At 65.0% G+C, this 24884-nt stretch carries 15 protein-coding genes and 1 tRNA gene; 13 read left to right on the top strand and 3 right to left on the bottom strand.

Annotation, left to right across the window (positions count from 1 at the left end; genetic code table 11):
- The first annotated feature begins 34 nt into the window (after nt 1-34).
- On the top strand, nt 35-2854 hold the full coding sequence (secA, locus tag JJT62_RS03105) for a preprotein translocase subunit SecA (RefSeq protein ID WP_202071201.1): 2820 nt from the start codon (nt 35-37) through the stop codon (nt 2852-2854).
- Between the two features lie 750 nt (nt 2855-3604).
- Here secA and JJT62_RS03100 read toward each other — a convergent pair.
- Entirely contained in the window at nt 3605-4861 is a 1257-nt protein-coding gene (locus JJT62_RS03100) for a methyltransferase domain-containing protein (RefSeq protein ID WP_202071200.1), read from the bottom strand.
- A gap of 266 nt (nt 4862-5127) precedes the next feature.
- On the opposite strand from JJT62_RS03100, the gene JJT62_RS03095 reads away from it, so the two are divergent.
- The 10 genes from JJT62_RS03095 to modC all read left to right on the top strand — a co-directional run bounded on the left by JJT62_RS03095 (nt 5128) and on the right by modC (nt 17024).
- Entirely contained in the window at nt 5128-6345 is a 1218-nt protein-coding gene (locus JJT62_RS03095; RefSeq protein ID WP_202071199.1) for a 6-phosphofructokinase, read from the top strand.
- 312 nt (nt 6346-6657) lie between these two features.
- Nucleotides 6658-7923, top strand: coding sequence for an ATP-dependent Clp protease ATP-binding subunit ClpX (clpX, locus tag JJT62_RS03090; protein ID WP_165052215.1), 1266 nt, complete (start codon nt 6658-6660; stop codon nt 7921-7923).
- 297 nt (nt 7924-8220) lie between these two features.
- On the top strand, nt 8221-10647 hold the full coding sequence (lon, locus tag JJT62_RS03085; RefSeq protein ID WP_202071198.1) for an endopeptidase La: 2427 nt from the start codon (nt 8221-8223) through the stop codon (nt 10645-10647).
- 410 nt (nt 10648-11057) lie between these two features.
- Nucleotides 11058-11378, top strand: a complete 321-nt coding sequence (locus JJT62_RS19035) for an HU family DNA-binding protein (protein ID WP_283484228.1) — start codon at nt 11058-11060, stop codon at nt 11376-11378.
- A 162-nt stretch (nt 11379-11540) separates the two neighbouring features.
- A tRNA-Val gene (locus JJT62_RS03075) sits at nt 11541-11616 on the top strand.
- 245 nt (nt 11617-11861) lie between these two features.
- Nucleotides 11862-12539: a hypothetical protein gene (locus JJT62_RS03070; protein ID WP_202071196.1), complete on the top strand. Its 678-nt coding sequence runs from the start codon at nt 11862-11864 to the stop codon at nt 12537-12539.
- 38 nt (nt 12540-12577) lie between these two features.
- Nucleotides 12578-14113: an acyl-CoA carboxylase subunit beta gene (locus JJT62_RS03065; protein ID WP_202071195.1), complete on the top strand. Its 1536-nt coding sequence runs from the start codon at nt 12578-12580 to the stop codon at nt 14111-14113.
- Nucleotides 14114-14672: 559 nt separating this feature from the next.
- On the top strand, nt 14673-14993 hold the full coding sequence (gene trxA / locus JJT62_RS03060; protein ID WP_202071194.1) for a thioredoxin: 321 nt from the start codon (nt 14673-14675) through the stop codon (nt 14991-14993).
- Nucleotides 14994-15264: 271 nt separating this feature from the next.
- Nucleotides 15265-15951: a molybdate ABC transporter permease subunit gene (gene modB / locus JJT62_RS03055; protein WP_202071193.1), complete on the top strand. Its 687-nt coding sequence runs from the start codon at nt 15265-15267 to the stop codon at nt 15949-15951.
- On the top strand, nt 15948-17024 hold the full coding sequence (gene modC, locus JJT62_RS03050; RefSeq protein ID WP_202071192.1) for a molybdenum ABC transporter ATP-binding protein: 1077 nt from the start codon (nt 15948-15950) through the stop codon (nt 17022-17024). The genes modB and modC overlap by 4 nt, the downstream gene beginning before the upstream one ends.
- On the opposite strand, the gene JJT62_RS03045 is transcribed toward modC, so the two are convergent.
- Complete coding sequence (locus tag JJT62_RS03045) at nt 17019-18317, bottom strand: DUF4010 domain-containing protein (RefSeq protein ID WP_202071191.1); 1299 nt, start codon at nt 18315-18317, stop codon at nt 17019-17021. The two genes, modC and JJT62_RS03045, sit on opposite strands and share 6 nt — an antisense overlap.
- Nucleotides 18318-18510: 193 nt before the next feature.
- On the opposite strand from JJT62_RS03045, the gene JJT62_RS03040 reads away from it, so the two are divergent.
- A complete protein-coding gene (locus JJT62_RS03040) occupies nt 18511-19680 on the top strand; it encodes a pyridoxal phosphate-dependent aminotransferase (RefSeq protein WP_202071190.1) in 1170 nt (389 codons plus the stop codon).
- A gap of 357 nt (nt 19681-20037) precedes the next feature.
- Nucleotides 20038-21252: an IS481 family transposase gene (locus JJT62_RS03035; protein WP_202071189.1), complete on the top strand. Its 1215-nt coding sequence runs from the start codon at nt 20038-20040 to the stop codon at nt 21250-21252.
- Between the two features lie 78 nt (nt 21253-21330).
- Here JJT62_RS03035 and JJT62_RS03030 read toward each other — a convergent pair whose 3' ends face one another.
- Nucleotides 21331-24360 (bottom strand): ribonuclease E/G, encoded by a 3030-nt coding sequence (locus JJT62_RS03030; RefSeq protein WP_202071188.1) that lies wholly within the window; start codon nt 24358-24360, stop codon nt 21331-21333.
- Nucleotides 24361-24884: the final 524 nt, after the last annotated feature.

Genomic DNA, 24884 nt, shown 5'->3' with positions numbered 1-24884 from the left:
AGAGCGACGGCGCGCCACAGAAAGGTTCGTGGGAATGCTCGGCGCCCTCGCCAAGAAGATTTTCGGCACGGCCAACGACCGCCGTCTCAAGACCTACACGCCGAAAGTCAATGCGATCAATGCGCTGGAGCCCCAGCTCGCCGCCCTTTCGGACGAGGAGCTGCGCGCCCGGACAGTCGCCTTCCGCGAGCAGATCGCCGCCGGCGCCGCGCTCGACAGCCTGCTCGTTCCCGCCTTCGCCACCGTCCGCGAGGCGGCCAAGCGCACGCTCGGCCAGCGCCATTTCGACGTGCAGCTCATCGGCGGCATGGTGCTGCACGAAGGCGCCATCTCGGAGATGCGCACCGGCGAAGGCAAGACCCTCGTCGCGACGCTCGCCGTCTATCTCAACGCGCTCGCCGGCAAGGGCGTGCATGTCGTCACGGTAAACGACTATCTCGCCAAGCGCGACAGCGAGTGGATGGGCCGCATCTATCGCTTCCTCGGCATGAGCGTGGGCTGCGTGATCCACGACCTCCCCGACGACGAGCGCGCGGCCGCCTACGCCTGCGACATCACCTATGGCACCAATAACGAATTCGGCTTCGACTATCTGCGCGACAATATGAAATATGAGTTCGCGCAGATGGTGCAGCGCGGACATCATTTCGCGATCGTCGACGAGGTGGACTCCATTCTCATCGACGAAGCGCGCACGCCGCTCATCATCTCCGGCGCCGTCGACGACAAGTCCGACCTCTACAACACCATCGACCGCCTCATGCCGAAGCTCGCGGCGGAGGACTATGAGCTCGATGAGAAGCAGCGCACGGTGCATCTCACCGACGCCGGCAATGAGCATATGGAAGAGCTGCTGGCGGAAGTCGGCGCGCTGACCGAAGGCGCGCTCTACGAAGCGCATAACGTCACGCTCGTCCATCACATCAATCAGGCGCTGCGCGCCCATAAGCTGTTCCAGAAGGATAAAGACTATATCGTCCGCAAGGGCGAGGTGGTCATCATCGACGAATTCACCGGCCGCATGATGCCGGGCCGCCGCTATTCGGAAGGTCTGCATCAGGCTCTGGAAGCCAAGGAGCGCGTGCAGGTTCAGCCTGAGAACGTCACGCTCGCGTCGATCACCTTCCAGAACTATTTCCGTCTCTACGAGAAGCTCGGCGGCATGACCGGCACGGCGTCGACGGAAGCGAACGAATTCGCCGAGATCTACAAGCTCGACGTCGTCGAAATTCCGACGAACCGTCCGGTCCAGCGCCGCGACGACGACGACGAGGTCTATCGCACGGCGAAAGAGAAGCTCAACGCCATCCTCGAAGAGGTCAAGGACGCGAATGCGCGGATGCAGCCGCTGCTCGTCGGCACGACCTCGATCGAAAAATCCGAGCAGCTCGCGGACTTCCTGATCCAGCAGGGCTACAAGATGATCGACTTCGCCGATCCGAAGGGATTGTCGAAGCTCTATGAGTCGGCGCGCGCCGGCCAGCCCTCGAAAATGCTCGCCGTCCTCAACGCGCGCTTCCACGAGCAGGAAGCCTATATCGTCGCGGAAGCGGGCGTGCCGGGCGCGATCACCATCGCCACCAATATGGCCGGCCGCGGCACCGACATTCAGCTCGGCGGCAACGTCGATATGCGCGTCGAGCATGAATGCGCCGAGCTGGAGGGCGATGCGCGCGCGGCCAAGGAAGCCGAAATCCGCGAGGAGGTCGCCCGCTTCAAGGAGCAGGCGCTCGCCGCCGGCGGCCTCTACATCATCGGCACGGAGCGCCACGAGAGCCGCCGCATCGACAATCAGCTCCGCGGCCGCTCGGGCCGCCAGGGCGATCCCGGCCGCTCCAAGTTCTTCCTGTCGCTGCAGGATGACCTGATGCGCATCTTCGGCTCCGAGCGCATGGACTCCATGCTCGTGAAGCTCGGCCTGCAGGAGGGCGAGGCGATCGTCCATCCCTGGATCAACAAGGCGATCGAGAAGGCGCAGCATAAGGTCGAAGCCCGCAACTTCGACATCCGCAAGAATATCCTCAAGTTCGACAACGTCATGAACGACCAGCGCAAGGTCATCTTCGAGCGCCGGCGCGAGATCATGGGGGAGGAGAGCGTCGAGGAGCAGGTCTCCGACATGCGCGCCGAAGTCGTCGACACGCTGGTCTCGACGCATATTCCGTCGGACGCCTATGCCGAGGCCTGGGATGTCGCGGGCCTTGCCGAGGACGTTCACGCCAAGCTCAATATCGACGCGCCGGTCGCGGATTGGGCGAAGGAAGAAGGCATCGCCGACGAGGAGCTCAAGGAGCGCCTGCTAGAGGCCGCCGACAAAGCCTATGAGGAGCGCGTCGAACGCAGCACGCCGCCGCTGATGCGCATGATCGAGAAGCAGGTCGTGCTGCAGTCGCTCGATACGCTGTGGCGCGAGCATCTGATCGCGCTCGACCATTTGCGTCAGGTCATCGGCTGGCGCGGCATGGCGCAGCGCGATCCGCTCAATGAATATAAGTCGGAGGCGCTCGATCTCTTCCGCAGCCTGATGAGCCGCTGGGACGAGACCGTCACCGCGCAGCTCATGCGCGTCGAGGTGAGCTTCGAGGCGCCGCCTTCCGCGCCGCCGGAGCTGCCGCCGATGGAAATGTCGCACCCCAATCCGGTGGCGCTCTCGGCCGGCGTCAGCGTCGAGCAGACGGCGCTGGAGGATTTGAACGCCCGCCTCGCCGCCATGGATTTCTCATCACAGGCGGCGGAGCCGGCGGCGGCGCGCGACCCTTCCGATCCCACGAGCTGGGGCAAGGTCGGCCGCAACGAGCAATGCCCCTGCGGCTCCGGCAAGAAATACAAGCACTGCCACGGGCAGTTGGTTTAAGGGCGGCCTGCTGGACCGCGGGCCTTCGGGCCCGCAGGCGCGCTTGTCTGTCGGCAAACTTCCGAGGCGGCCTCGTCCTTCGAGACGGGCGCCTCGCGCCCTCCTCAGGATGAGGCCTAAGCGTTTGGGCGGATGCAGAAGCCCCTCATGCTGAGGAGCCTGCGTAGCAGGCGTCTCGAAGCATTAGGGGCGTCAACGCCCGCCTTCTCGGTCTAAGCGCGCCTGAAGGCGCGCGGTCCAATTAGGCCGCGACCTTCATCTCAGCGTCGCCCAGTCGTCGCAAAAGCTTTCACGGAAACCGCTACCTCTTCGAGCGTCCGCTCACCTATGGAGGCAGAAAATGGACGGTTTCATTATCCCCGCGGCGATGCTTCTGATCGTTATCGGCGGCGGCATCTATATCGCCCGCACCAGCCGCAACGTGAATTCCTGATCTATTAGCTTTACCTCTGGGAAAACTTGCCCCTCCGCGCCTGCGCGAGGGGCCTTTTATACCGTTTCCGTTTGAACAGCTCCGATTGCCATTCGAATCCAGAGCCACAAGAGCGCTAGTTTTGCCCAGCGCCCGTCATTGCGAGCGAAGCGAAGCAATCCAGGGCGGCGATGCGGCCCTGGATTGCTTCGTCGGCTCCGCCTCCTCGCAATGACGACGGTGATTTCCTGTGTGTCCAAACTGCGCGAGCGTCGGGAATGGCGCCGACCCAATCGAGCGGATCTCTCGTATTTCCGCTCGGGCGCGCATAAAAGCGCTCAGCGCAGCGCCGGCCGGCGGCCTTCCTTGCGCCCGAAGATTTCAAAATGCGCCAAGGGATTGACGCCGTCCGCGGCGACGTCGGGATTTCGGGCGAGATATTTGCGGCTCGAAAAAAAGGGTCCCGGGTCGCGCCCTTGCGCGGCGCCCCCGAGGAGATAATCCAGCGCGGGGTCGCGGGCCGCGCCATAGCTCTCGATGTAATGCAGCGGATCGAAAAAGATCGAACGGCTGATCGCGAGATATTGCCTGACGAGAAAGAGGTCCCGCCGGCGCGCCAGCAGCGCCAGCGCGCGCGCGCCAACGACAAGAGGGTTCCTGCCCGTCAGGCTGCTATGAAAGCGCTCCAGAATGTCGAGCTGGCAGTCGCTTTTTGCGACGCTCCAATCCTCTCGCACGATGGCGCGCAACTGCGCTTCACGCGCGGCGTAGTATTCCTCGGTCTCGGCCGGCGAGAAGGTCGTATAGCCGACAAGCCGCAGATGCGCGACGAAATCGGACTGGCCTGTGTCGGTCGCCGCTTCGACGACGAATGGCGATAATCCGAGGAAAAACAGATCGGAAAGCAGGAGACGGAAGCTCGCCGGCGTGAAGGTCCAGCAATGCACGTCATGATAATTCGGATCATTGGCCGTCCGCATGCCCTCCCAGGCGTCGAAGGCCTCGCGGAGCCGGCGCTCGGGAACGATCTTCTCGAGCTTTTCGTCGAGCAGGAAGCAGACGAGCGACCTTTCTCCATCGACGAAGCGCGCCATTTGGGCGTTTTGCTCAAAAATCTGGCGGTAGGTCGGCCGGCTCCGGCCATCGTGAAAGGCCTCGATCATCGCGCCCAGACCTGTCAACGGGCGGTAGAAGTCGAAACAGGCGCGCTTGTCCGGGAGCGCCATGGAGAGCGCGCCGCCCGGCTTCAGAACCCGCCCGCAGGCCTGAAGAAAAGCGATCGGGTTGGGGAAATGCTCGAAATTGTGAGACGAGAGAATATAGTCCAGCGCACCGGCGACGCCGGCGGCGCGGCAAAGCGTGTCGATGTCGGTCGCGCTTCCGACGAGGTCGACGGGTTCGATCAGATCGACCGCCCCCTCGGGCAGGCTCGCGTCTAGCCGCGCCCGATGCTTGACCGCTTCCGTGTCGAAGACGTCGAGGGATAGGCAGTTGTAGCCCTCGCGCTTGGGCGCCAGCGGCGAGAAATAGGGGCCGATCTCGATCCCGCGCGCCTCTTTTGACACATGCTTCAGAAGTTCCTTTTTGCGATCCATTAATCCCACCGGACGAAAGACCTGGGGCTACAAAAGCTTCCGGCCGCCCTGGGCGCAGGCGGTTCGGCCCGGCGCCGCTTATATAGAAATGACGCGTCTTTGGTAATAAGACTGGCGCCGCGCGGCGGACGCCCCTCTCTTTGGGAGGGTTCCGCGTTCAAATCCGCGCCGGGCTCCTTTCCCGCCGCCCGGCTTCGCGGATCGCCGGCCGTCGCCGTCCCTCACGGGGAGGCGCGAACAACGCAGCATTGGGACAGGAGCCTCGCGTGTCGTCCATCGATTTTTCCAAAGTGGTCGTCGCACAGGGCGGCGGACCGACCGCCGTCATCAACCAGTCGCTCGTCGGAGCAGTGCTGGAAGCGCGCAAATTTCGCGAGGTCGAACGCGTCTATGGCGCCTTCCACGGCGTGCGCGGCATCGTCAACGAGGATTTCGTCGATCTCACCCAGGAGACGACCCATAATCTCGAGATGGTGGCGAATACGCCTTCTTCGGCGCTCGGCTCCACCCGCGACAAGCCGGACCTGAAGTATTGCCAGGAAATCTTCAAGGTGCTGCGCGCCCATGGCGTCGGCTGCTTCTTCTACATCGGCGGCAACGACTCCTCGGATACGGTCCGCATCGTCTCGGAGGAGGCGAAGAAATCAGGCTATCCGCTGCGCGCCATGCATATCCCCAAGACCATCGACAATGATCTGATGGTCAACGACCATACGCCGGGCTTCCCCTCGGCGGCGCGCTGGGTGGCCCAGGCCTTTGCCGGCGCCAATCTCGACAATTGGGCGCTGCCGGGCGTCTATATCGCGGTCGTCATGGGCCGCCATGCGGGCTTTCTGACCGCCGCCTCGGCGCTCGGCAAGAAATTCCCCGATGACGGCCCGCATCTCATCTACATTCCCGAGCGCGCCTTCGTCATCGAGAAGTTCTTGGCCGACGTAAAGGCGACCATGGACAAATATGGCCGCTGCGTCGTCGCCATCTCCGAGGGCGTGAGCGACGAGAACCATGTGCCGATCGCCGAGAAGCTCGCCGAGCAGGTGGAGCGCGACGCCCATGGCAATGTGCATCTGGGCGGCGGCGGCCTCGCCGACGAGCTGACCGAGCTGGTCAAGAAGCGGCTCGGCTATAAGCGCGTTCGGGCGGACACTTTCGGCTATGTCCAAAGGAGCTTCGTGGGCTGCGTCTCGGACGTCGACCAGCGCGAAGCCCGCGAAGTGGGCGAAAAGGCTGTCCAATACGCCATTTGGGGCGATCGTGACGGGTCAGTGACAATCCATCGCACCGGCTTTTATTCGGTCGACTATCAGCTCACGCCACTTGAACAAATCGCCGCAAAAACAAAAGTGATGCCCGATGAGTTCATCAGCCCCTGCGGCACGGACGTGACCGACGCTTTCCGTCTGTATCTGCGGCCCCTGCTCGGCAGCGGCATGCCGGACGCCTACCGGCTGCGGCTCAACCGCGTGCCCAAGATACTGACCTAAAAGGGGATTTAACAGGCTGCGGCCGGGGTCGCCCCGGCCGTGCGACCGTAGGCGCAGCGGGGGCGCGAATCTTGCTAACCAACAGAGTTGCGGCAAGGTTGCAATTCCGGGCGCGCCTCAAATAAAATAGGGCCGCGCGGAGGAGCGAGCGGCCCGCGCGGCTCGGAGGGCGTGCGTATTGCGCCGAGGGCCTACCTCGAGAGTGGGAGAGACGCGCGACAAGCGCTCTCCACCTTTTGTTAGGCCGGAGCCGGTACCTAATTTGTGTTTTGGATCGATTCGCGCCATGGATCGGTTCATCGGGAGAACATCATGAGCAAGGTCGGCGGCGGCGATTCGAAGAATACGCTTTACTGCTCGTTTTGCGGCAAGAGCCAGCATGAAGTCCGCAAACTCATCGCCGGCCCTACTGTCTTCATCTGCGACGAGTGCGTCGAGCTTTGCATGGACATCATCCGCGAGGAGAACAAATCCTCGCTGGTGAAGCAGCGCGACGGCATTCCGACGCCCCGCGAAATCTGCAAGGTCCTCGATGATTATGTGATCGGCCAGGCGCAAGCCAAGCGCGTGCTGTCGGTCGCGGTCCATAATCATTACAAGCGCTTGAACCACGCCACGAAGCATGGCGACGTCGAGCTCGCCAAGTCCAACATCCTGCTGATCGGCCCCACCGGCGTCGGCAAGACGATGCTGGCGCAGACGCTCGCCCGCATTCTGGACGTGCCCTTCACCATGGCCGACGCCACGACCCTCACCGAGGCGGGCTATGTCGGCGAGGACGTCGAGAACATCATCCTCAAGCTGCTGCAGGCCTCCGACTATAATGTCGAGCGCGCCCAGCGCGGCATCGTCTATGTCGACGAAATCGACAAGATCTCCCGCAAGAGCGACAACCCCTCGATCACCCGCGACGTGTCGGGCGAGGGCGTCCAGCAGGCCCTGCTCAAGATCATGGAAGGCACCGTCGCCTCCGTGCCGCCGCAGGGCGGGCGCAAGCATCCGCAGCAGGAGTTCCTGCAGGTCGACACGACCAACATCCTCTTCATCTGCGGCGGCGCCTTCGCCGGGCTGGAGAAGATCATTTCGTCGCGCGGCCGGAGCACGTCGATCGGCTTCGGCGCCAGCGTCCAGGCGCCCGATGAGCGCCGCACCGGCGACATCTTCCGCCAGGTGCAGCCCGAGGATCTGCTGAAGTTCGGCCTCATCCCCGAGTTCGTCGGCCGCCTGCCGGTGATCGCGACGCTCGAGGATCTCGACGAGGACGCGCTCAAGAAGATCCTCACCGAGCCCAAGAACGCTCTGGTCAAGCAGTATCAGCGCCTCTTCGAGATGGAGAATGTCGAGCTCACCTTCCAGGACGACGCGCTCTCCTCCGTCGCCCGCAAGGCGATCGAGCGCCATACCGGCGCCCGCGGCCTGCGCTCCATCATGGAAGGCATTCTGCTCGACACTATGTTCGACCTCCCGGGTCTGGAGGGCGTCGAGCAGGTCGTGATCGGTCCGGAAGTCGTTGAAGGCAAAGCGAGACCGCTGTACATCTACGCAGAGCGTAGCGAAAAAAGCGGCGCCAGCGCTTAAAGCGCGCGCCGTCTGTCGCCAAAGGGCGCGCCGGGCCCGAGCCCGGCCCCCGTTTCACCTCTCCTTGAATCGGCGATTTGCGTTTCCCATTTCTGCGTTGACGGGGCTATTCGGGCGTTTCGCCGCGGCTTCGTTAGGCGTGCAGGCGCGAGAGCGAGTGTTTGTGCGGCCAAGTCCTACTAGAAAGTCGGCCGGCATTGCGGCCCAAGTCTTGCTAGTTTAGACAAACTCTAAGTTCGCTCGTAATTTTCGCATTGCCGCCGGGCGGGGTGCGCAAACAAAAGCAGGATAATCATCATGAGCAACGAAAAGCGCGACGCCATCACGCCGGGAGCGGTCGAAAGCTATCCCGTCCTTCCTTTGCGCGATATTGTGGTGTTCCCCCATATGATCGTGCCGCTCTTCGTTGCGCGTGAGAAATCCATCCGCGCCCTGGAAGAGGTGACGAAAAGCGATCGCCTCATTCTGCTGGCGACGCAGAAAAACGCCGGCGACGATGATCCGGCGACCGACGCCATTTACCCGATCGGCACGCTTGCTTCCGTGCTGCAGCTTCTGAAGCTGCCCGACGGCACTGTCAAGGTCCTGGTCGAGGGCGTGGCGCGCGCCTCCGTGCGCAATTATTCGCGCGTCGACGACTTCTACGAGGCGGACGCCGAGGCGCTCGCCGACGACGACGGCTCGCCGGTCGAGGTCGAGGCGCTCGGCCGCTCGGTGATCTCCGAGTTCGAGAGCTATGTAAAGCTCAACAAGCGCGTCTCCTCCGAGGTGGTCGGCGCGGTCACGCAGATCGACGACTTCTCCAAGCTCGCCGACACCGTCGCCTCGCATCTCTCGGTGAAGATCGCCGACAAGCAGGACGTGCTGGAGACGCTCAACGTCGCCAAGCGTCTGGAGAAGTGCCTCTCGCTGATGGAAAGCGAAATCTCGGTCCTTCAGGTGGAGAAGCGCATCCGCACGCGCGTCAAGCGCCAGATGGAGAAGACTCAGCGCGAGTACTATCTCAACGAGCAGATGAAGGCGATCCAGAAGGAGCTGGGCGACGAGGAGGGCAAGGACGACCTCGCCGAGCTCGAGGAGCGCATCAAGAACACCAAGCTCTCGAAGGAGGCGCGCGACAAGGCCGTCGCCGAATTCAAGAAGCTGCGCCAGATGTCGCCGATGTCGGCCGAAGCCACCGTCGTGCGCAATTATCTCGACTGGATCCTCTCGATCCCGTGGGGCAAGCGCTCGAAGGTCAAGCGCGATCTCGTGCAGGCGCAGGAGGTGCTCGACGCCGAGCATTTCGGCCTGGAAAAGGTCAAGGAGCGCATCCTCGAATATCTCGCGGTGCAGAGCCGCGCCAATAAGCTGACGGGTCCGATCCTGTGCCTCGTCGGCCCGCCCGGCGTCGGCAAGACCTCGCTCGGCAAGTCGATCGCCAAGGCGACGGGACGCGAATTCGTCCGCATGTCGCTCGGCGGCGTGCGCGACGAGGCCGAGATCCGCGGCCATCGGCGCACCTATATCGGCTCGATGCCCGGCAAGATCATCCAGTCGATGCGCAAGGCCAAGTCCTCCAATCCGCTTTTCCTGCTCGACGAGATCGACAAGATGGGCATGGATTTCCGCGGCGATCCGTCCTCGGCGCTGCTGGAGGTGCTCGACCCCGAGCAGAACCAGAGCTTCAACGACCATTACCTCGAGGTCGACTACGACCTCTCCAATGTGATGTTCGTGACGACGGCGAATACGTTGAACATCCCTGCGCCGCTGATGGACCGCATGGAGATCATCCGCATCGCGGGCTATACCGAGGCCGAGAAGGCCGAGATCGCCCGCAAGCATCTCATCCCCAGCGCCGTCCATAAGCATGGGCTCGCGCCGGAAGAGTGGATGGTCACCGAAGACGGGCTGATGGAGCTGATCCGCCGCTACACCCGCGAGGCGGGCGTGCGTAATCTCGAGCGCGAAGTCTCCAACCTCGCCCGCAAGGCGGTGAAGGAAATCCTGCTCAAGAAGGCCGACAAGATCGTCGTCACCGCCGAGAACATCTCCAATTATCTCGGCGTGCCGAAGTTCCGCTACGGCCAGGCGGAGCTCGAAGATCAGGTCGGCGTCGTCACGGGTCTCGCCTGGACGGAGGTCGGCGGCGAGCTGCTCACGATCGAAGGCGTCATGATGCCCGGCAAGGGCAAGATGACCGTCACGGGCAATCTGCGCGACGTGATGAAGGAGTCGATCTCGGCGGCTGCGTCCTATGTGCGCTCGCGCGCCGTGGACTTCGGCGTCGAGCCGCCGCTCTTCGACCGCCGCGACATCCATGTGCACGTGCCGGAAGGCGCGACGCCCAAGGACGGCCCCTCGGCGGGCGTCGCCATGGCGACCGCCATCGTCTCGATCATGACAAGCATCCCGGTGCGTCGCGACATCGCCATGACCGGCGAGATCACGCTGCGCGGCCGCGTGCTGCCGATCGGCGGCCTGAAGGAGAAGCTGCTCGCGGCGCTGCGCGGCGGCATCAAGAAGGTGCTGATCCCCGAGGAAAACGCCAAGGATCTGGCGGATATTCCGGATGCGGTGAAGAACGGGCTCGAAATCGTGCCGGTGGCGCGGATGGACGAGGTGCTCCAGCACGCCCTCGTCTCCCTGCCGACGCCGATCCAATGGGAAGAGGATACCGCCGCCCTCTCGAAACGCGCCGCCGCGCTGGCCGACGACGACGCGGGCGTGCGCGCCCACTGAGCCTCGAGATAGGCGGGCAACGCCCCTCGTGCTTCGAGACGCCTGCTGCGCAGGCTCCTCAGCATGAGGGGCTTCCGCCTCTGCCTCAGACGCCTAGGCCTCTTCCTGAGGAGCAAGCAAAGCTCGTGTCTCGAAGGACGAGGCCGCCTCGGAGGTTTATCAACAAACGGAGCCCCATCCCTCGGATGGGGCTCTTTTTTTACCCCTCATTTTCTTGAGCCCCCCGCGCGCGCCACGCAAAACCGCCACAATTGCGAAGCTTTTCTGCAATGCAGCGCTTGTTTCCCCGGATTTCCCGCGATTTCTGGGGGGCGGGCGCCGCCAATCCCTTGCGTTTCGGGCGATTCCAACCCAACACTCCCCCCACGCTACGCGCCGTCGATTCGACACCGCCGCTTCGTCGCGCGGACATCCTCGGCCTCGCAGCGCGTCAAGAGAAGGAAATGACCATGAACAAATTGGAACTGGTCGAGCACGTCGCGGCCGAGACCGAGTGCTCGAAGGCCGCCGCCGCCGCTGCGATCGACGCCGTCCTCAGCGGCATCACCGACGCCCTGAAAAAGGGCGAGGAAGTCCGCCTGGTCGGTTTTGGCACCTTCTCTGTCAAGGAACGCGCCGCCGGCACGGGCCGCAATCCGGCGACCGGCGCGGAAATCGAGATCCCCGCCTCCAAGAGCGCGCGCTTCAAGCCCGGCGCGACGCTGAAGACCGCGCTCAACGACGCCAAGTAAACACTTCCGAACGTCGAGGGTCGGGCACGGCCGTCGGACGACCTGCGCGGCGCTTTGCCCGCGAGGCGCGTCCGGCGGCCGTTCGGCATTTTGGCGCATGGCGCTTGCCTATGCTTCGCGCCCTCACTAAAAGCGTGCCGCTGGCCTCGAAAAGGCGGGCGTGGGCGGTTAGCTCAGATGGTAGAGCATCTCGTTTACACCGAGAATGTCGGGAGTTCGATCCTCTCACCGCCCACCAAAAATCGCATCCGACTTTACGCTCCATATGCAAGCTGCTCGCCATTCCCGAGGCGTCGCGTCAGCGACCCTCTCCATGGCTTGACGCGAATGGCGCAGCCCCGTAACTCGCACTCTCGAAAATGGGCGAGCCGGCGGCGCGCCCGCGCCTCCGACCTTTTTACGGTCGTCGTGCGAAAGTCCTTTGCCGCTCGCGTGTTGCGAATTAGGCTGGGGCCGGTGAGGACTCACGTGATGCGGGCGATCATGAAATTGCGGACTTTGGCGCTCGGCGCCCTCGGCCTCTTTGCGCTGGCGACCTTCTCTCCCCCGGCCGGCGCCGCCGAGGAAATGAACTTTCGCGTCGTCGGCCTCGACGCCGGCAATTGCGGCGCGAATTGCCCGCAGGTTATCGCCGCCCAGGGCGAGATTGGAGAGGGCACTCCGAACGCCTTCTTGAGCTTCGTGCGCGAGAATGTCGGCGGCGGGAATCTGCACGGCATTCTGTTGCTCGACTCGCCCGGCGGCAAGGTCGTCGCCTCCATGGAGCTCGGACAGGCGCTGCGGCGTCTCGGCATGGCCGTGATCGTGGCGCGCCCGGCGGCCGAACAGGCCTCCCGGAACATGGCGCTGGTCTCTGGCCGCTGCTATTCGGCCTGCGTCTATGCGCTGATGGGCGGCCGGAAGCGGGTCATTCCGCCCCAGAGCCGCGTCGGCATCCACCGCATGTTCAACTATTCGACGAGCTTCGACTTTTCGGAAGGCTTTGTCCGCGAACGCAATTACGACGACGGGGGCATGCGCGCCATGCTCGCGCGCTACGCCAGCGGCATGGGCGTGAGCCCGGATCTCGTCAATCTCGCCGAGCGCACCTCGCCCGATCAGTTGTATATGCTGTCCGGCTCCGACATTACGCGCTGGCGTCTGGGATCGCGCAAGCTATAAGAGCGCCAAAAGAGATAACGAAAGAAACAGGGCTGGACATGAAACATATTCTCGACGGGCTCGAACAGCGCCGCGCCTCGGCGCGCCTCGGCGGCGGCCACAAGCGGATCGAGGCGCAGCATGCGCGCGGCAAGCTGACGGCGCGCGAGCGTATCGAGCTTTTGCTCGACCAGGGCTCGTTCGAAGAATTCGACATGTTCGTGACGCATCGCTGCACGGACTTCGGCATGGACCAGGGCGAGAAGACCTCCGGCGACGGCGTCGTCACCGGCTGGGGCACGGTCAATGGCCGCGCGGTCTTCGTCTTCGCCAAGGACTTCACCGTCTTCGGCGGCTCGCTCTCCGAGACCCACGCCCAGAAGATCATCAAGCTGCAGGATATGGCGCTGAAGAACCGCGCGCCCATCATCGGCATTTTCGACGCCGGCGGCGCGCGCATCCAGGAGGGCGTCGCGGCGCTCGGCGGCTATGGCGAGGTCTTCCAGCGCAATGTGCTGGCCTCTGGCGTCATTCCGCAGATTTCCGTCATCATGGGCCCCTGCGCCGGCGGCGACGTCTATTCGCCGTCGATGACCGACTTCATCTTCATGGTGCGTGACACGAGCTATATGTTCGTGACCGGCCCCGACGTGGTGAAGACCGTCACCAATGAGACCGTCACGGCGGAGGAGCTCGGCGGCGCCTCGGTGCACACCACCAAGAGCTCCATCGCCGACCGCGCCTATGACAATGACGTCGAGGCGCTTTTGCAGATGCGCCGGCTCATCGACTTCCTGCCGGCCAACAACACCGAGACGCCGCCGGAATGGCCGAGCTTCGACGAGGTCGACCGGCTCGATGCCTCGCTCGACACGCTGATCCCGGACAATCCCAACAAGCCCTACGACATCAAAGAGCTGATCTCGAAGGTCGTCGACGAGGGCGACTTCTTCGAGATCCAGGACGCCCATGCCAAGAACATCGTCGTCGGCTTCGGCCGCGTCGAGGGCCGCACGGTGGGCTTTGTCGCGAACCAGCCCATGGTGCTCGCCGGCGTGCTCGACATCGACGCCTCGAAGAAGGCGGCGCGCTTCGTGCGCTTCTGCGACTGCTTCAATATTCCGATCGTCACTTTCGTCGACGTTCCGGGCTTCCTGCCCGGCACGGCGCAGGAATATGGCGGGCTGATCAAGCATGGCGCGAAGCTGCTCTTCGCCTATGCCGAGGCGACCGTGCCGAAAGTGACCGTCATCACGCGCAAGGCCTTCGGCGGCGCCTATGACGTCATGTCCTCCAAGCATCTGCGCGGCGACGTCAATTACGCCTGGCCCTCGGCGCAGATCGCCGTCATGGGCGCGAAGGGCGCCGTCGAGATCATCTTCCGCGCCGACCTTGGCGATCCGGAGAAGATTGCCCAGCGCACCAAGGAATATGAGGACCGCTTCCTGTCGCCCTTCGTCGCCGCCGAGCGCGGTTACATCGACGAGGTGATCATGCCCCATTCGACGCGCAAGCGAATCGGCCGGGCCCTGGCGCTGCTCCGTCACAAGGAGCTGGAGAACCCCTGGAAGAAGCACGACAACATACCGTTGTAACGCACTCTCGAAGCTACAACCTATAGTAGGCGCGGCGTCGAGCCGCGCCTTTCTCTTTGGTTCCGATTTGAAACGACTTGACGATAAGTAATGCTCAAATGCACGGCGCCCGTCTCGATTTTTCGTCAGCATGCACAATTTCGAGTGACAGCCCCTTTATTTTCGCATAGTGTCCCCCTCGCCAAGTTGGTTGGGTAAGCCTAAGCGTTTATAGCGTTTAGCCTACAATTTCCCAGCAACGGTCCAAGTCGGGGAGGACGCCGGAAAGAACGCGACTCGCGCTAGGCTCGAAGAACGAGCCGCTGCGAGCGGTTATCGGAGCGCTTAAGACTTCGGAGCCAGGCGTTCAATCCGGTTAAAGGACAGGGTGCCAAAGAGTGGGGAGCGGCCCAGCCGTCCCCGCTCTTTGTGTTTGAGGGGCCACTATAGAGATTTCCTCTCAAGCCATAGCCTCACCGCCAAGCCGTCGCCGGCGTGACCGCTGCTTGACGCGCGAGAAACCCCTTCCTACGTTCCAACCACAAAATTCCCGCCGTCGGCCCGAAATGAAAGGCCCCTCATGTCCACGCAAAAAATTACCGACGCCACTTTCGAGCAGGAAGTCCTGAAAGCCGCAGAGCCCGTCGTCGTCGACTTCTGGGCCGAGTGGTGCGGGCCCTGCCGCATGATCGCCCCCGCGCTGGAGGAGATCGCTGCGGAAATGAAGGGCAAGATCAAGGTCGTTAAGCTGAACATCGACGAGAATCCCGCCGTCGCCAGCAAGCTCGGCATCCGCTCGATCCCGACGCTGATCATCTTCAAGGACGGCAAGGCCGCCGCGCAGAAAGTCGGCGCCGCGCCCAAGGGCGAACTGGCGCGCTGGATCGGCGGCGCGGTCTGACATGATTTTTGCGAGCCTGAAGGCTCGCGGTCCGGGAACCCCTTGGACCGCGAGCCTTCAGGCTCGCTCAGTTTGTTGACAAACCTCCGAGGCGACCTCTTCCTTCGAGACGCGAGCTTTGCTCGCTCCTCAGGATGAGGCCTAAGTGACAGCGCAGCGCAGAAGCCCCTCATGCTGAGGAGCCTGCGCAGCAGGCATCTCGAAGCGCGAGGGGCGTCAACCAGTTCGTCAGCAGGCTCGCTTTTTATAATCCCACGAGGCGTTGCGACTCTTGTTCGATTTATCGCCGGATGATCTCACCGCAATATTTCTCAGCCTGAAAGTCGCGAGCGCCGCCACCCTCTTCTCGCTCCCGGCGGCCGTCTTTGTCGGCTATGCGCTGGCGCGCTGGAGCTTCCCGGGCCGCACGGCGGTCAACGCGCTCGTCCATCTCCCCCTCGTCTTGCCGCCGGTCGTCACGGGCTTCGCTTTGCTGCTGCTTTTCGGCCGGCGCGGGCCGATCGGCGGCTTTTTGGCGGAATATCTGGGCGTCGTGTTCGCCTTCCGCTGGACCGGCGCGGCGCTTGCCGCTGCCGTGATGAGCTTCCCGCTCATGGTGCGGCCGGTGCGCCTCGCCTTCGAGAACGTCGATCCGCGTCTTTCCACAGCCGCCCGCTCGCTCGGCGCGAGCCGCCTTTGGGCCTTCGCGCTGATCGAGCTGCCGCTCGCCGCCAATGGCCTGCTGGTGGGCGCCATTCTCGGCTTCGCCAAGGCGCTCGGCGAATTCGGCGCGACCATCACATTCGTCTCCAGCATTCCCGGCGAGACGCGTACGATTTCGGCCGCCATCTATGCGCTGCTGCAGGCGCCGGGCGGCGATATGTCCGCACTAAGGCTCGCCGCGATCTCGGCGGCGATCGCCGTCGCCGCGCTCGTCGCTTCCGAAGCGCTTCAAGCACAGCTCGGCGGACGGAAATGATTTCTCTCGACGTCCGCTTGAAGAGGAAGGGCTTCGAGCTCGACTGCGCTTTGCAGAGCGACGCGCGCATTCTCGCCTTTCACGGCCCTTCGGGCGCCGGCAAATCGACGCTCGCCCATCTGATCGCCGGCGTCACCCGGCCGGACAGTGGCCGGATCGTCGTCGACGGCGTCACGCTCCTCGACACGGAAAATCGGGTCTTTCTGCCGCCGGAGAAACGGCGCGTCGGCTTCGTCTTCCAGGACGCTTTGCTGTTTCCGCATTTGCGCGTGAAGACCAACATCCTTTTCGGACAGTTTTTCACGCCCAAGGCGGAACGGCGCGCGCCCTTCGACGCCATCATCCAGACCCTTGGCGTCGGCCATCTTCTCGAACGCTGGCCAGCGACGCTCTCGGGCGGCGAGCGCCAGCGCGTCGGGCTCGCCCGCGCGCTGCTCTCCTCGCCGCGCCTGCTGCTGATGGACGAGCCCATGGCGGCGCTCGATCATGCGCGGCGGCTGGAGATCATGACCCTCATCGAAAGGCTGCGCGACGAGTTCAAAACGCCGATCGTGCTGGTGTCGCATTCCGCCGAAGAGATCGCGCGGCTCGCCGACGAGGCCGCGATCATCAATAAGGGAAGGATCGTCGCGCAGGGGCCGCCGCTCGACGTGCTGCCCGGCGCGGCCCGGCTCATCGAGGGCGGGCGCTTCGGGCTCATCAATTCGCTCGCAGCGCGGATCGCCGCCGTCGACGAGGCTTATGGCGTCACGCGGCTTTCCCATCCCGCCGGCGAAATCCTCGTCGCCGCGCGGATCGCGCAAGCCGGCGAGGCGCGCGTCGCCATCAAGGCGACGGACATCACGCTCGCCAAAGCCCCCGCCGAGACGAGCGTGCGCACGATCCTGCGCGGGCGCATCGCCCGGATCGAGGTGAACGGCAATGCGCTCGCCTTCGTCACGCTCGATCTCGCCGGCGGCGACAAGCTCATCGCGGCGGTGACGCGGCTGGCGCTCGACGAGCTAGGGCTGGCGCTGGGCTCGGAGGTTTATGCGCTGGTGAAGTCCGTCGCGCTCGATGAGCGAATCCTATAGGCCGTCCAACGCCGGGACGAGGAACAGCGCCGCGCCGCCGGCCGCCATCGCGAGGGCCGACGTCGCTGCAAAACGCAGGCCCATCGAGCGACCGCCCATCATCCAGGCCATAACCGACTTGGCGAGGGTGTTGGAGAGAATGGCCAGAAGAACGGCGAGCGCGGCCGGCGCGACGCCGATCTCCGTCGCGCCGTGCCGGGCCATGGCCAGCGACATGGCGTCGACATCCGCTATGCCCGAGATCAATCCCAAGGCATAGGCGCCGGGGCTCCCCGCGAAGCTGGTGGCGACCTTGGCGAGTATCATCACCACGGCGAGTAGCGCGCCGAATTTCAGCACGGCGGGCAAATCGAGCGGATTGGTCATCGCCAGCGGATTCTCCGCTTCCTCGCGCGCCGGACCGTGACGGCGCATCAGCACGCCGCCGGCGATCAGATAAACCAGCGCCATGGAGATGAGCGGCGCCGCGAGGCGCAGGCCGAAACCCGGGTTGACGACGGTCAGAATGGCGAGCACGCGCGGCCCCATCACGGCATTGGCGAAAATCGCGCCCGCCGCCAGAACCTCGATTGCCTCCGGCCGCTCGCTTGCGAGACGCGACATGGCGGCCGTCGCCGCGGTCGACGACGCCAATCCGCCCGCCAGGCCCGCCACGGCGACGCCGCGCCGATAGCCGATCAGCTTCACGGCCACATAGCCGGCGAAGGAGACGGCGGCGATCAGCACCGTCATCAGCCACAGCTCGTAAGGATTGATCGCGCCCCAGCGGTCGATGGCCTTGTCTGGAAGCGCCGGCAGAAAAATAAAGCTCATGACGAGGAGCACGAGGCCCGAGCGAAGCTCCGCCCAGGTCATGCGCGCGATCTGCTCGTGCAGGGATTCCTTCAAGGCGAGAATCGAGGCGGTCGCGACGGCGCCGGCGGCGGCGGCCATCTCTTCGCCAACGACCGAATAGGCGCCGAGCGCGAAGGACAGCATCAAGGCGACAATCGAGGTGGCCCCGAAGGTCTGGTCGCGCATTGTCTCGCGGTAGCGGAAGACGGTCATCGCCGCCGCATAGATGACGAAGGCCACGCCCAGCGCGATGGCGCCGCCATGATCGGCAAATTGCCGGGCGATGGCGCCCCAAACGCCGCCAAGCAGCGCCGCGAGTCCATAGGTGCGCAGGCCCGCGGTGCGCTCGCCCGGCTCCTCGGCCCGGGCGCGCCAACCGCGCTCCAGACCGATGAGCAGGCCGATCGCCAGCGCGAAGACGAGGCGCTGGATGAGCTCGGCGGCGGTGAGGTCATACATTTTGCGAAAGCCCTCACAGAAGAGAAAGGCCGCCGGTGCGCCGAAGAAGAGAACTTTGCCGCGCTTCTTTCGGCGATTTTATTCCCGGGGGCTTCTTGCAATGTCCTCGAGCATCGGGAAATTCACGCCGTCGGTTGGCGGTTATGTCGCCCCCAATCTAGCGCCCGTCTGGTTAAGATACAGGAATCCGCAAATGTCGCCGCGCCCCTCCCGCCGATCCGCCGTCGCGCCCTTCATGGCGATGGACGCCCTCCGCGACGCCAGGGCGCTCGAACGCGCCGGCAGGCACATTGTGCATATGGAATTGGGCGAACCGGGCGCGCCGGCGCCTCTGCTCGTGCGCGAGGCCGCGGCCGCGGCGCTGCGGGAGGGCCGAATCGGCTATGGTGAGGCGCTGGGCGATCGGGCCTTGCGCGAGCGCATCGCGGCGCATTACGGCGCGCGATATGAGGTCGCTCTTACGCCGGATCGGGTGATCGTCACCACGGGTTCGTCCGGCGGCTTCATGCTGGCGCTGATCGGCGCCTTCGATGCAGGGGCGCGCATCGCCGTGACGGCGCCGGGCTATCCGGCCTACGCCAATATTCTCGCCTCCCTCGGGCTGGAGGCGGTCCCGCTGGAGGTCGGTCCCGAGACCCGCTTCGCCCCCACCGCCGCCATGCTCGCCGCCGCGCATCGCGAGAAGAAGCTCGACGGCGCGCTATTCATGAGCCCGGCCAATCCGACCGGCTCGATGATCGACGCGGACGAGCTTTCGAAAATCTGCGCCTTTTGCGACGAGGCGGGGATCGTCCTGGTGTCGGACGAGATCTATCACGGGCTCGAATATGACGCGCCGGCCGAAACCGCTTTGCGCTTCACGCCGAACGCCATCGTCGTGAATTCCTTCTCGAAATATTACGCCATGACCGGCTGGCGGCTCGGCTGGCTGATCGCGCCGGAAGGGCTGATGCGGCCGCTGGAGCGCCTGCAACAATCGCTGGCGATCTGCGCGCCGACCATTTCGCAGCGGGCGGCGCTCGCGGCTTTCGACGCCACGCAAGAGCTGGAGGAAAACCGCGCCGCCTATGCGCGCAACCGGGCGCTGCTGCTCGAACGCTTGCCGCCGATGGGCCTGACCCGCTTCGCGCCGCCGGACGGCGCCTTCTATTTATACGTGGATGTGTCGGACTTCACCGCCGACTCGATGGACTTCTGCAAGCGCCTGCTCGTGGAGGCGGGCGTTGCGGCGACGCCCGGCCTCGATTTCGACCGCAGGCGCGGGCGAACGATGGTCCGCTTCTCTTATGCGGGCGCAGAGGCCGAGGTCGCCGAGGGCGCCGCGCGGCTCGAAGCGTGGCTTTCGACGCAGCCTCGGGGGTGAGTAGCGACATCATCCCTTCCCACCGCCGTCTCGACCGGGAATCCAGAGCCACAAAATTGCTGGCTTTACTCAGAGCCCGTCATTGCGAGCGAAGCGAAGCAATCCAGGGCGGCGATGCGGCCCTGGATTGCTTCGTCGGCTCCGCCTCCTCGCAATGACGGCGGTGGATTTCCTGTGTGTCTGAACGGCGCGAGCGTCAGGGATGGCGCCAAACCAACAGCTCTTCCCGGAGAAGGCCATATCCCTCGGCGTGGGTGGCCGGGACAAGTGTTCAGTCCGGATAGATGACCGACGGGTGTTCGGGGACATAGCCGACACGTTCACAATGGCTTGGATTGGCAATTTGGAGGGCCGTCCATGCCGTGGCTGGAGGTGTCGATCGTGGAACAGCGTCGGGAGTTTGTGCGGCTTGCGAGCCAGGAGGGGGCGAACCGTCGGGAACTATGCCGCCGGTTCGGCATACACCCGGATACGGGTTACAAATGGTTGGCCCGCTGGGCCGAAGGCGAGGCGGGGCTGGCCGATCGCTCCCGCCGGCCGCGCAACAGCCCCTCGCGGAGCGCGGCCGAGACCGAAGCTCTGGTGCTGGCGGTGCGTGACGCCCATCCAGCCTGGGGCGCGCGCAAAATCCGGCGCGTTCTGGAAGAGCGCGGCCACGCCGTTCCCGCCTCTTCGACCATCCACGCCATATTGAGCCGGCGCGGCCGCATTGTCTTGCCCGCAGGCGCGCCGGGCGGGCCCTATCAGCGCTTCGAGAAGGACGCCCCCAATCAGCTCTGGCAGATGGACTTCAAAGGTTGGGTCAAGCTCGCCGACGGCCGCCGCTGCCACCCTTTGACCATCGTGGATGATCACTCCCGCTTTGCGCCTTGCCTCAAAGCCTGCGGCAATCAACAAGGCCCGACAGTTCAAGGCCATTTGACGACGACTTTCGAACGCTATGGTTTGCCTGACGCCCTGTTCGTCGATAACGGCGCGCCGTGGGGGGACGCCTCGGGCCATTGGACGGCCTTGCGGCTCTGGCTTTTGAAGCTGGGCGTTAAAGTCATCTATTCCCGGCCCTATCACCCGCAAGGCCGCGGCAAGAACGAGCGCTTCCATCGCACCCTCAAGGCCGAAGTCTTCGCCATGAAGCGCTTCGCCGACCAAGCGCAGGTCCAGCGCGCCTTCGATGCGTGGCGCGAGGTCTATAATTTCGAACGCCCCCATGAAGCCCTGGGCCAGAAGCCTCCCGCCAGCCGTTACCGCCCAAGCCCGCGGCCGATGCCAAAGCGCCTGCCCGCGCCCGAATACGACGAAGGCGAGATCTTGCGCATCGTGCCGCGCTCCAAAGACTACATCAGCTTCAAGGGCCGTCTGTGGAAAGTGCCTCAAGCCTTTCGGGGAGAACGCCTGGCCATCCGCCCCCGCGACAAGGACGGCCAATTCGCCATCTGCTTCGCCTCGCACTTGATCGCAACCATCGACTTGACCGAACCCGAAGGCGTCGGTCATGTCTCCGAACATATGTCGGCTATGTCCCCGAACACCCGTCGGTCATCTATCCGGACTGAACAACAAGCCCGGCCATGACGCGCCCAAGATTCGTGATTTCTCACTTCCCTGGAAGGAAGCGGCGGGCCCCAGCGCTGCCGCTGCGACGCGCCCCCCTTACTCCCCGAAAGGCGTCTTCACCCGCTGCCACCAGCCGCCCTTCTTCGGTGCGGTCGGGTCAGCCTGGGTGATCACCACCTCGGTCGGCTTCCTCGGCGGGACCGGCGCGGGCGCGGGCGCAGCAGGCTCTGCCGGGGCCGCGGTCTCCGCCGCCGGCTCCACCCGGGCGGGCTCCGCCGGCGCAGCTTCGGTCTTCGCCTCGACGTCGGAGACCTCAGCCTTCGGCGCCTCTACCGGCGCAGGCTCGGCCGCAATCGGCGCCGCCGAAGGCTGCTCGACGGGCGCGGGCGCCTCCAGGGACGGCGCAGCGCTTTCGGCCTGCGGCGCAAAGTCCGGCATATGGGCCTCGCGCGGCGTCACGAGAGCTTCCTGCTCCTGCGCGCCCTCGTCGGTCGGGAAGAGCGCGGAAGGATCGCGAAATTCCTCCGGCAGCGGCGCCGAACGGCGCCAGCGGCCGGGACCGCGGCCGCGGGCCGGGCGAGGCTCGCGCGTCTCGCGGGGGGCGGGCTGCCCTTCGATCGCCGCCATGAAGGCGAGGCCTTCGTCGGACGGCTGCTCGGCGCCAGGAGCCAAACTCGCCTCGCCATTCAGTCCGCCGCCTCGGCCGCGGCGGCGGCGGCGGCGGCGCGAGCGCTGAGCGCTCTCGTCGCCTTCTTCGCCATTCCCATTGGCGCGGCGCGGCTCGCGGCTCTCGCGGCGGCCATTGGCGAGGGCCGGCTCGCTGGCCTCGGCCATTTCTTCTTCCTCGGCGAAAACCTCTTCTTCGAGGACTTCCTCCTCGATCGGCTCGGCCCGGACCGAATCGACGCGCAGCGGCGCCGGCGCGGCGGGGATACGCGGACCAGAGGCCGGCTCGCCGCGCTCCAGCGCGTGATAATTGGCGCCCGTCAACGTGTCGTCGGCGGCGACGGTGATATGCACGCCGAACCGGTTTTCCAGCGCCTGCAGATGCGCGCGCTTCTGATTGAGGATGTAGAGCGCGACGACGGCCCTTGTGCGTAGCGTCACGTCATGCGACGCGCTCTTGAGCAACGCCTCCTCCAGCACGCGCAACACATGTAGCGCGACCGAGGCGGTGGACCGCACATGCCCGGCGCCGGCGCAATGCGGGCAAGGCACGGTCGAGCCCTCGACCACGCCGGCGCGGATGCGCTGGCGCGACATCTCCAGCAGGCCGAAATGCGAGATACGGCCGACCTGGATGCGGGCGCGGTCGTTCTTGAGCGCGTCCTTCAGGCGGCGCTCAACGGCGCGATTGTTGCGGCTCTCCTCCATGTCGATGAAATCGACCACGATGAGGCCGGCGAGGTCGCGCAGGCGGAGCTGGCGGGCGACTTCGTCGGCCGCCTCCAGATTGGTGCGCAGCGCCGTGTCCTCGATATTATGCTCGCGGGTCGAACGGCCGGAGTTCACGTCGATCGCGACCAGCGCCTCGGTCTGGTTGATGACCAGATAGCCGCCCGACTTCAGCGTGACGTTATTCGAGAACATCGCGTCGAGCTGCGCCTCGACCCCCGCTTCCGCGAAGATCGGAACCGGCTCGCGATGCTGCTTTACGTTCTTCGCATGGCTCGGCATGAGCATGCGCATGAAGTCCTTGGCCTCGCGATAGGCGTCGTCGCCGGAGACGACGATCTCCTCGACGTCGCGCCCGTAAAGGTCGCGGATGGCGCGCTTGATGAGCGAGCCTTCCTCATAGACGAGCATCGGCGCCGAGGAGCGCAGCGTCAGCTCGCGCACGCTCTCCCAGAGCCGCAGCAGATATTCGAAGTCGCGCTTGACCTCCGCCTTGGTGCGGGTCGCGCCGGCGGTGCGCAGGATGACGCCCATCCCCTCCGGCACTTCGAGGTCGTGGACGATCTCCTTGAGGCGCTTGCGGTCGGCGCCGTCGGTGATCTTGCGGGAAATGCCGCCGCCGCGCGCCGTGTTGGGCATCAGCACCGAATAGCGGCCGGCGAGCGAGAGATAGGTGGTGAGCGCCGCGCCCTTGTTGCCGCGCTCCTCCTTGACGACCTGGACGAGCAGCACCTGGCGGCGCTTGATGACTTCCTGGATCTTGTACTGGCGGCGCGGACGCACCACGCGGAAAGGCGCCTCGTCCATGGCGTCGCCGCCGATGTGCTCGACGTGCTCTTCCTCGTCGTGCTCCTCGTCGTCGTGGTCGTCGTCGTGATGCTCTTCCTCGGCCGGGGTGCGGGCGTGGATCGCAGCCTCGTCTTCCTCGTCATCCTGGCCTTCCTCGGCCGCGCCTTCCTCGTCTTCCTGGCCTTCCTCGCGGGCGCGCTCTTCGTCACGCTCGTCCTGACGGCGGGCCTTCAGCTCATGGTCGGGGGCGGGCGTCTCCTCGACGAATTCGTCGGCCTCGCCCTCTTCCACCGAGCCGAAGCCCGACGGATCGACGGAAATCGTATGATGCGCCTCGTCGGCGGCGGGCGCGGCGGCCTCTTCGGCCTCGGCGGAGACGGGCAGGACCGCTTCGGCCTCGACTTCGACGTCGGTCGGCGCGATCGCTTCCGGGGATTCGACAGCCTCGGCGGCGATCGTCGGCGCGCCGGCGTCCACAGGCTCGGCGGCGGGGGCTTCGCCCTCCTCGGCGGCCTCGATCAGGGCCTCGACGTCGACCGGCTCGCTGACGAGCGTCTCGTCCTCGGCCGCGCGCTTTTCGGCCGCCTCGTGCTGGCGGCGGCGGGAGCGGCGCCGGCCATGCGGACGATGCTCTTCCTCCTCGTGCTCGCGATGGGCGCGGCTCTCTTCCTCGATCAGCGCCTGACGGTCGGCGACGGGAATCTGGTAGTAATCCGGATGGATTTCGGCGAAGGCCAGGAAGCCGTGGCGGTTTCCGCCGTAATCCACGAAAGCGGCCTGGAGCGAGGGCTCCACGCGCGTGACCTTCGCGAGATAAATATTGCCGCGCAGCGGTTTCTTTTCGGCGGCCTCGAAGTCGAATTCCTGAACGCGATTACCGCGCAATACGACGACGCGGGTCTCCTCCGGGTGGGAGGCGTCGATCAGCATTTTGTTTGCCATGGGGGACTCTTTGCGGCGTTGCGCGCGCGACAGCCGGAGGAGCAAGCCGCGATCCGTTCAAGGACGCGGCGACCGCTGCTCGGCGAAGCGCGAGGGCGCGAACGCATGTTGTCGGGGAAAAGGGAAAAGGCCGAAGGCCTTTAACACGCTGGCCGGCGCGAAGGCCGGCGGACAGATCGCCTGGCCGGAACGCCGCATCCGCGGCGATCGACCGAACAAAATGACGACCGGGAACGCGACCATTGCCTGCGTCACGGTCCCTGCGGCAAAGACCGCGAAGCGCAAGATTTGAGCGCAGCCGCATCGCGCGGACGAACCGGGCGAGGCGAATCTTCGCTGCAGCGCTTATCATGGTCGTAGCCATGAGATCGTCAAAAAACCTTTCGCGACGCCCAAAGGCGGCGAGTATGCGTCACAGCCGGCGCAAAGCCGCGCGTGACGGAAGACGTCAGCCCGTCCTGGAAATCCGTCGGCCGCCGATGCAAAGGGCGCCTGCCCCCGCTGCGGCGCCAGACTTCCACAGA

The organism is Methylocystis sp. Sn-Cys (assembly GCF_016745395.1).
Classification (GTDB): domain Bacteria; phylum Pseudomonadota; class Alphaproteobacteria; order Rhizobiales; family Beijerinckiaceae; genus Methylocystis; species Methylocystis iwaonis.
This window is presented reverse-complemented; position numbering and strand designations above follow the sequence as displayed.

Coding starts and splice junctions, on each gene's coding strand:
- secA (WP_202071201.1), top strand. CDS start 35: ATGCTCGGCGCCCTCGCCAAGAAGATTTTCGGCACGGCCAACGACCGC.
- JJT62_RS03100 (WP_202071200.1), bottom strand. CDS start 4,861: ATGGATCGCAAAAAGGAACTTCTGAAGCATGTGTCAAAAGAGGCGCGC.
- clpX (WP_165052215.1), top strand. CDS start 6,658: ATGAGCAAGGTCGGCGGCGGCGATTCGAAGAATACGCTTTACTGCTCG.
- lon (WP_202071198.1), top strand. CDS start 8,221: ATGAGCAACGAAAAGCGCGACGCCATCACGCCGGGAGCGGTCGAAAGC.
- JJT62_RS03070 (WP_202071196.1), top strand. CDS start 11,862: ATGAAATTGCGGACTTTGGCGCTCGGCGCCCTCGGCCTCTTTGCGCTG.
- JJT62_RS03065 (WP_202071195.1), top strand. CDS start 12,578: ATGAAACATATTCTCGACGGGCTCGAACAGCGCCGCGCCTCGGCGCGC.
- trxA (WP_202071194.1), top strand. CDS start 14,673: ATGTCCACGCAAAAAATTACCGACGCCACTTTCGAGCAGGAAGTCCTG.
- modC (WP_202071192.1), top strand. CDS start 15,948: ATGATTTCTCTCGACGTCCGCTTGAAGAGGAAGGGCTTCGAGCTCGAC.
- JJT62_RS03045 (WP_202071191.1), bottom strand. CDS start 18,317: ATGTATGACCTCACCGCCGCCGAGCTCATCCAGCGCCTCGTCTTCGCG.
- JJT62_RS03040 (WP_202071190.1), top strand. CDS start 18,511: ATGTCGCCGCGCCCCTCCCGCCGATCCGCCGTCGCGCCCTTCATGGCG.
- JJT62_RS03035 (WP_202071189.1), top strand. CDS start 20,038: ATGCCGTGGCTGGAGGTGTCGATCGTGGAACAGCGTCGGGAGTTTGTG.
- JJT62_RS03030 (WP_202071188.1), bottom strand. CDS start 24,360: ATGGCAAACAAAATGCTGATCGACGCCTCCCACCCGGAGGAGACCCGC.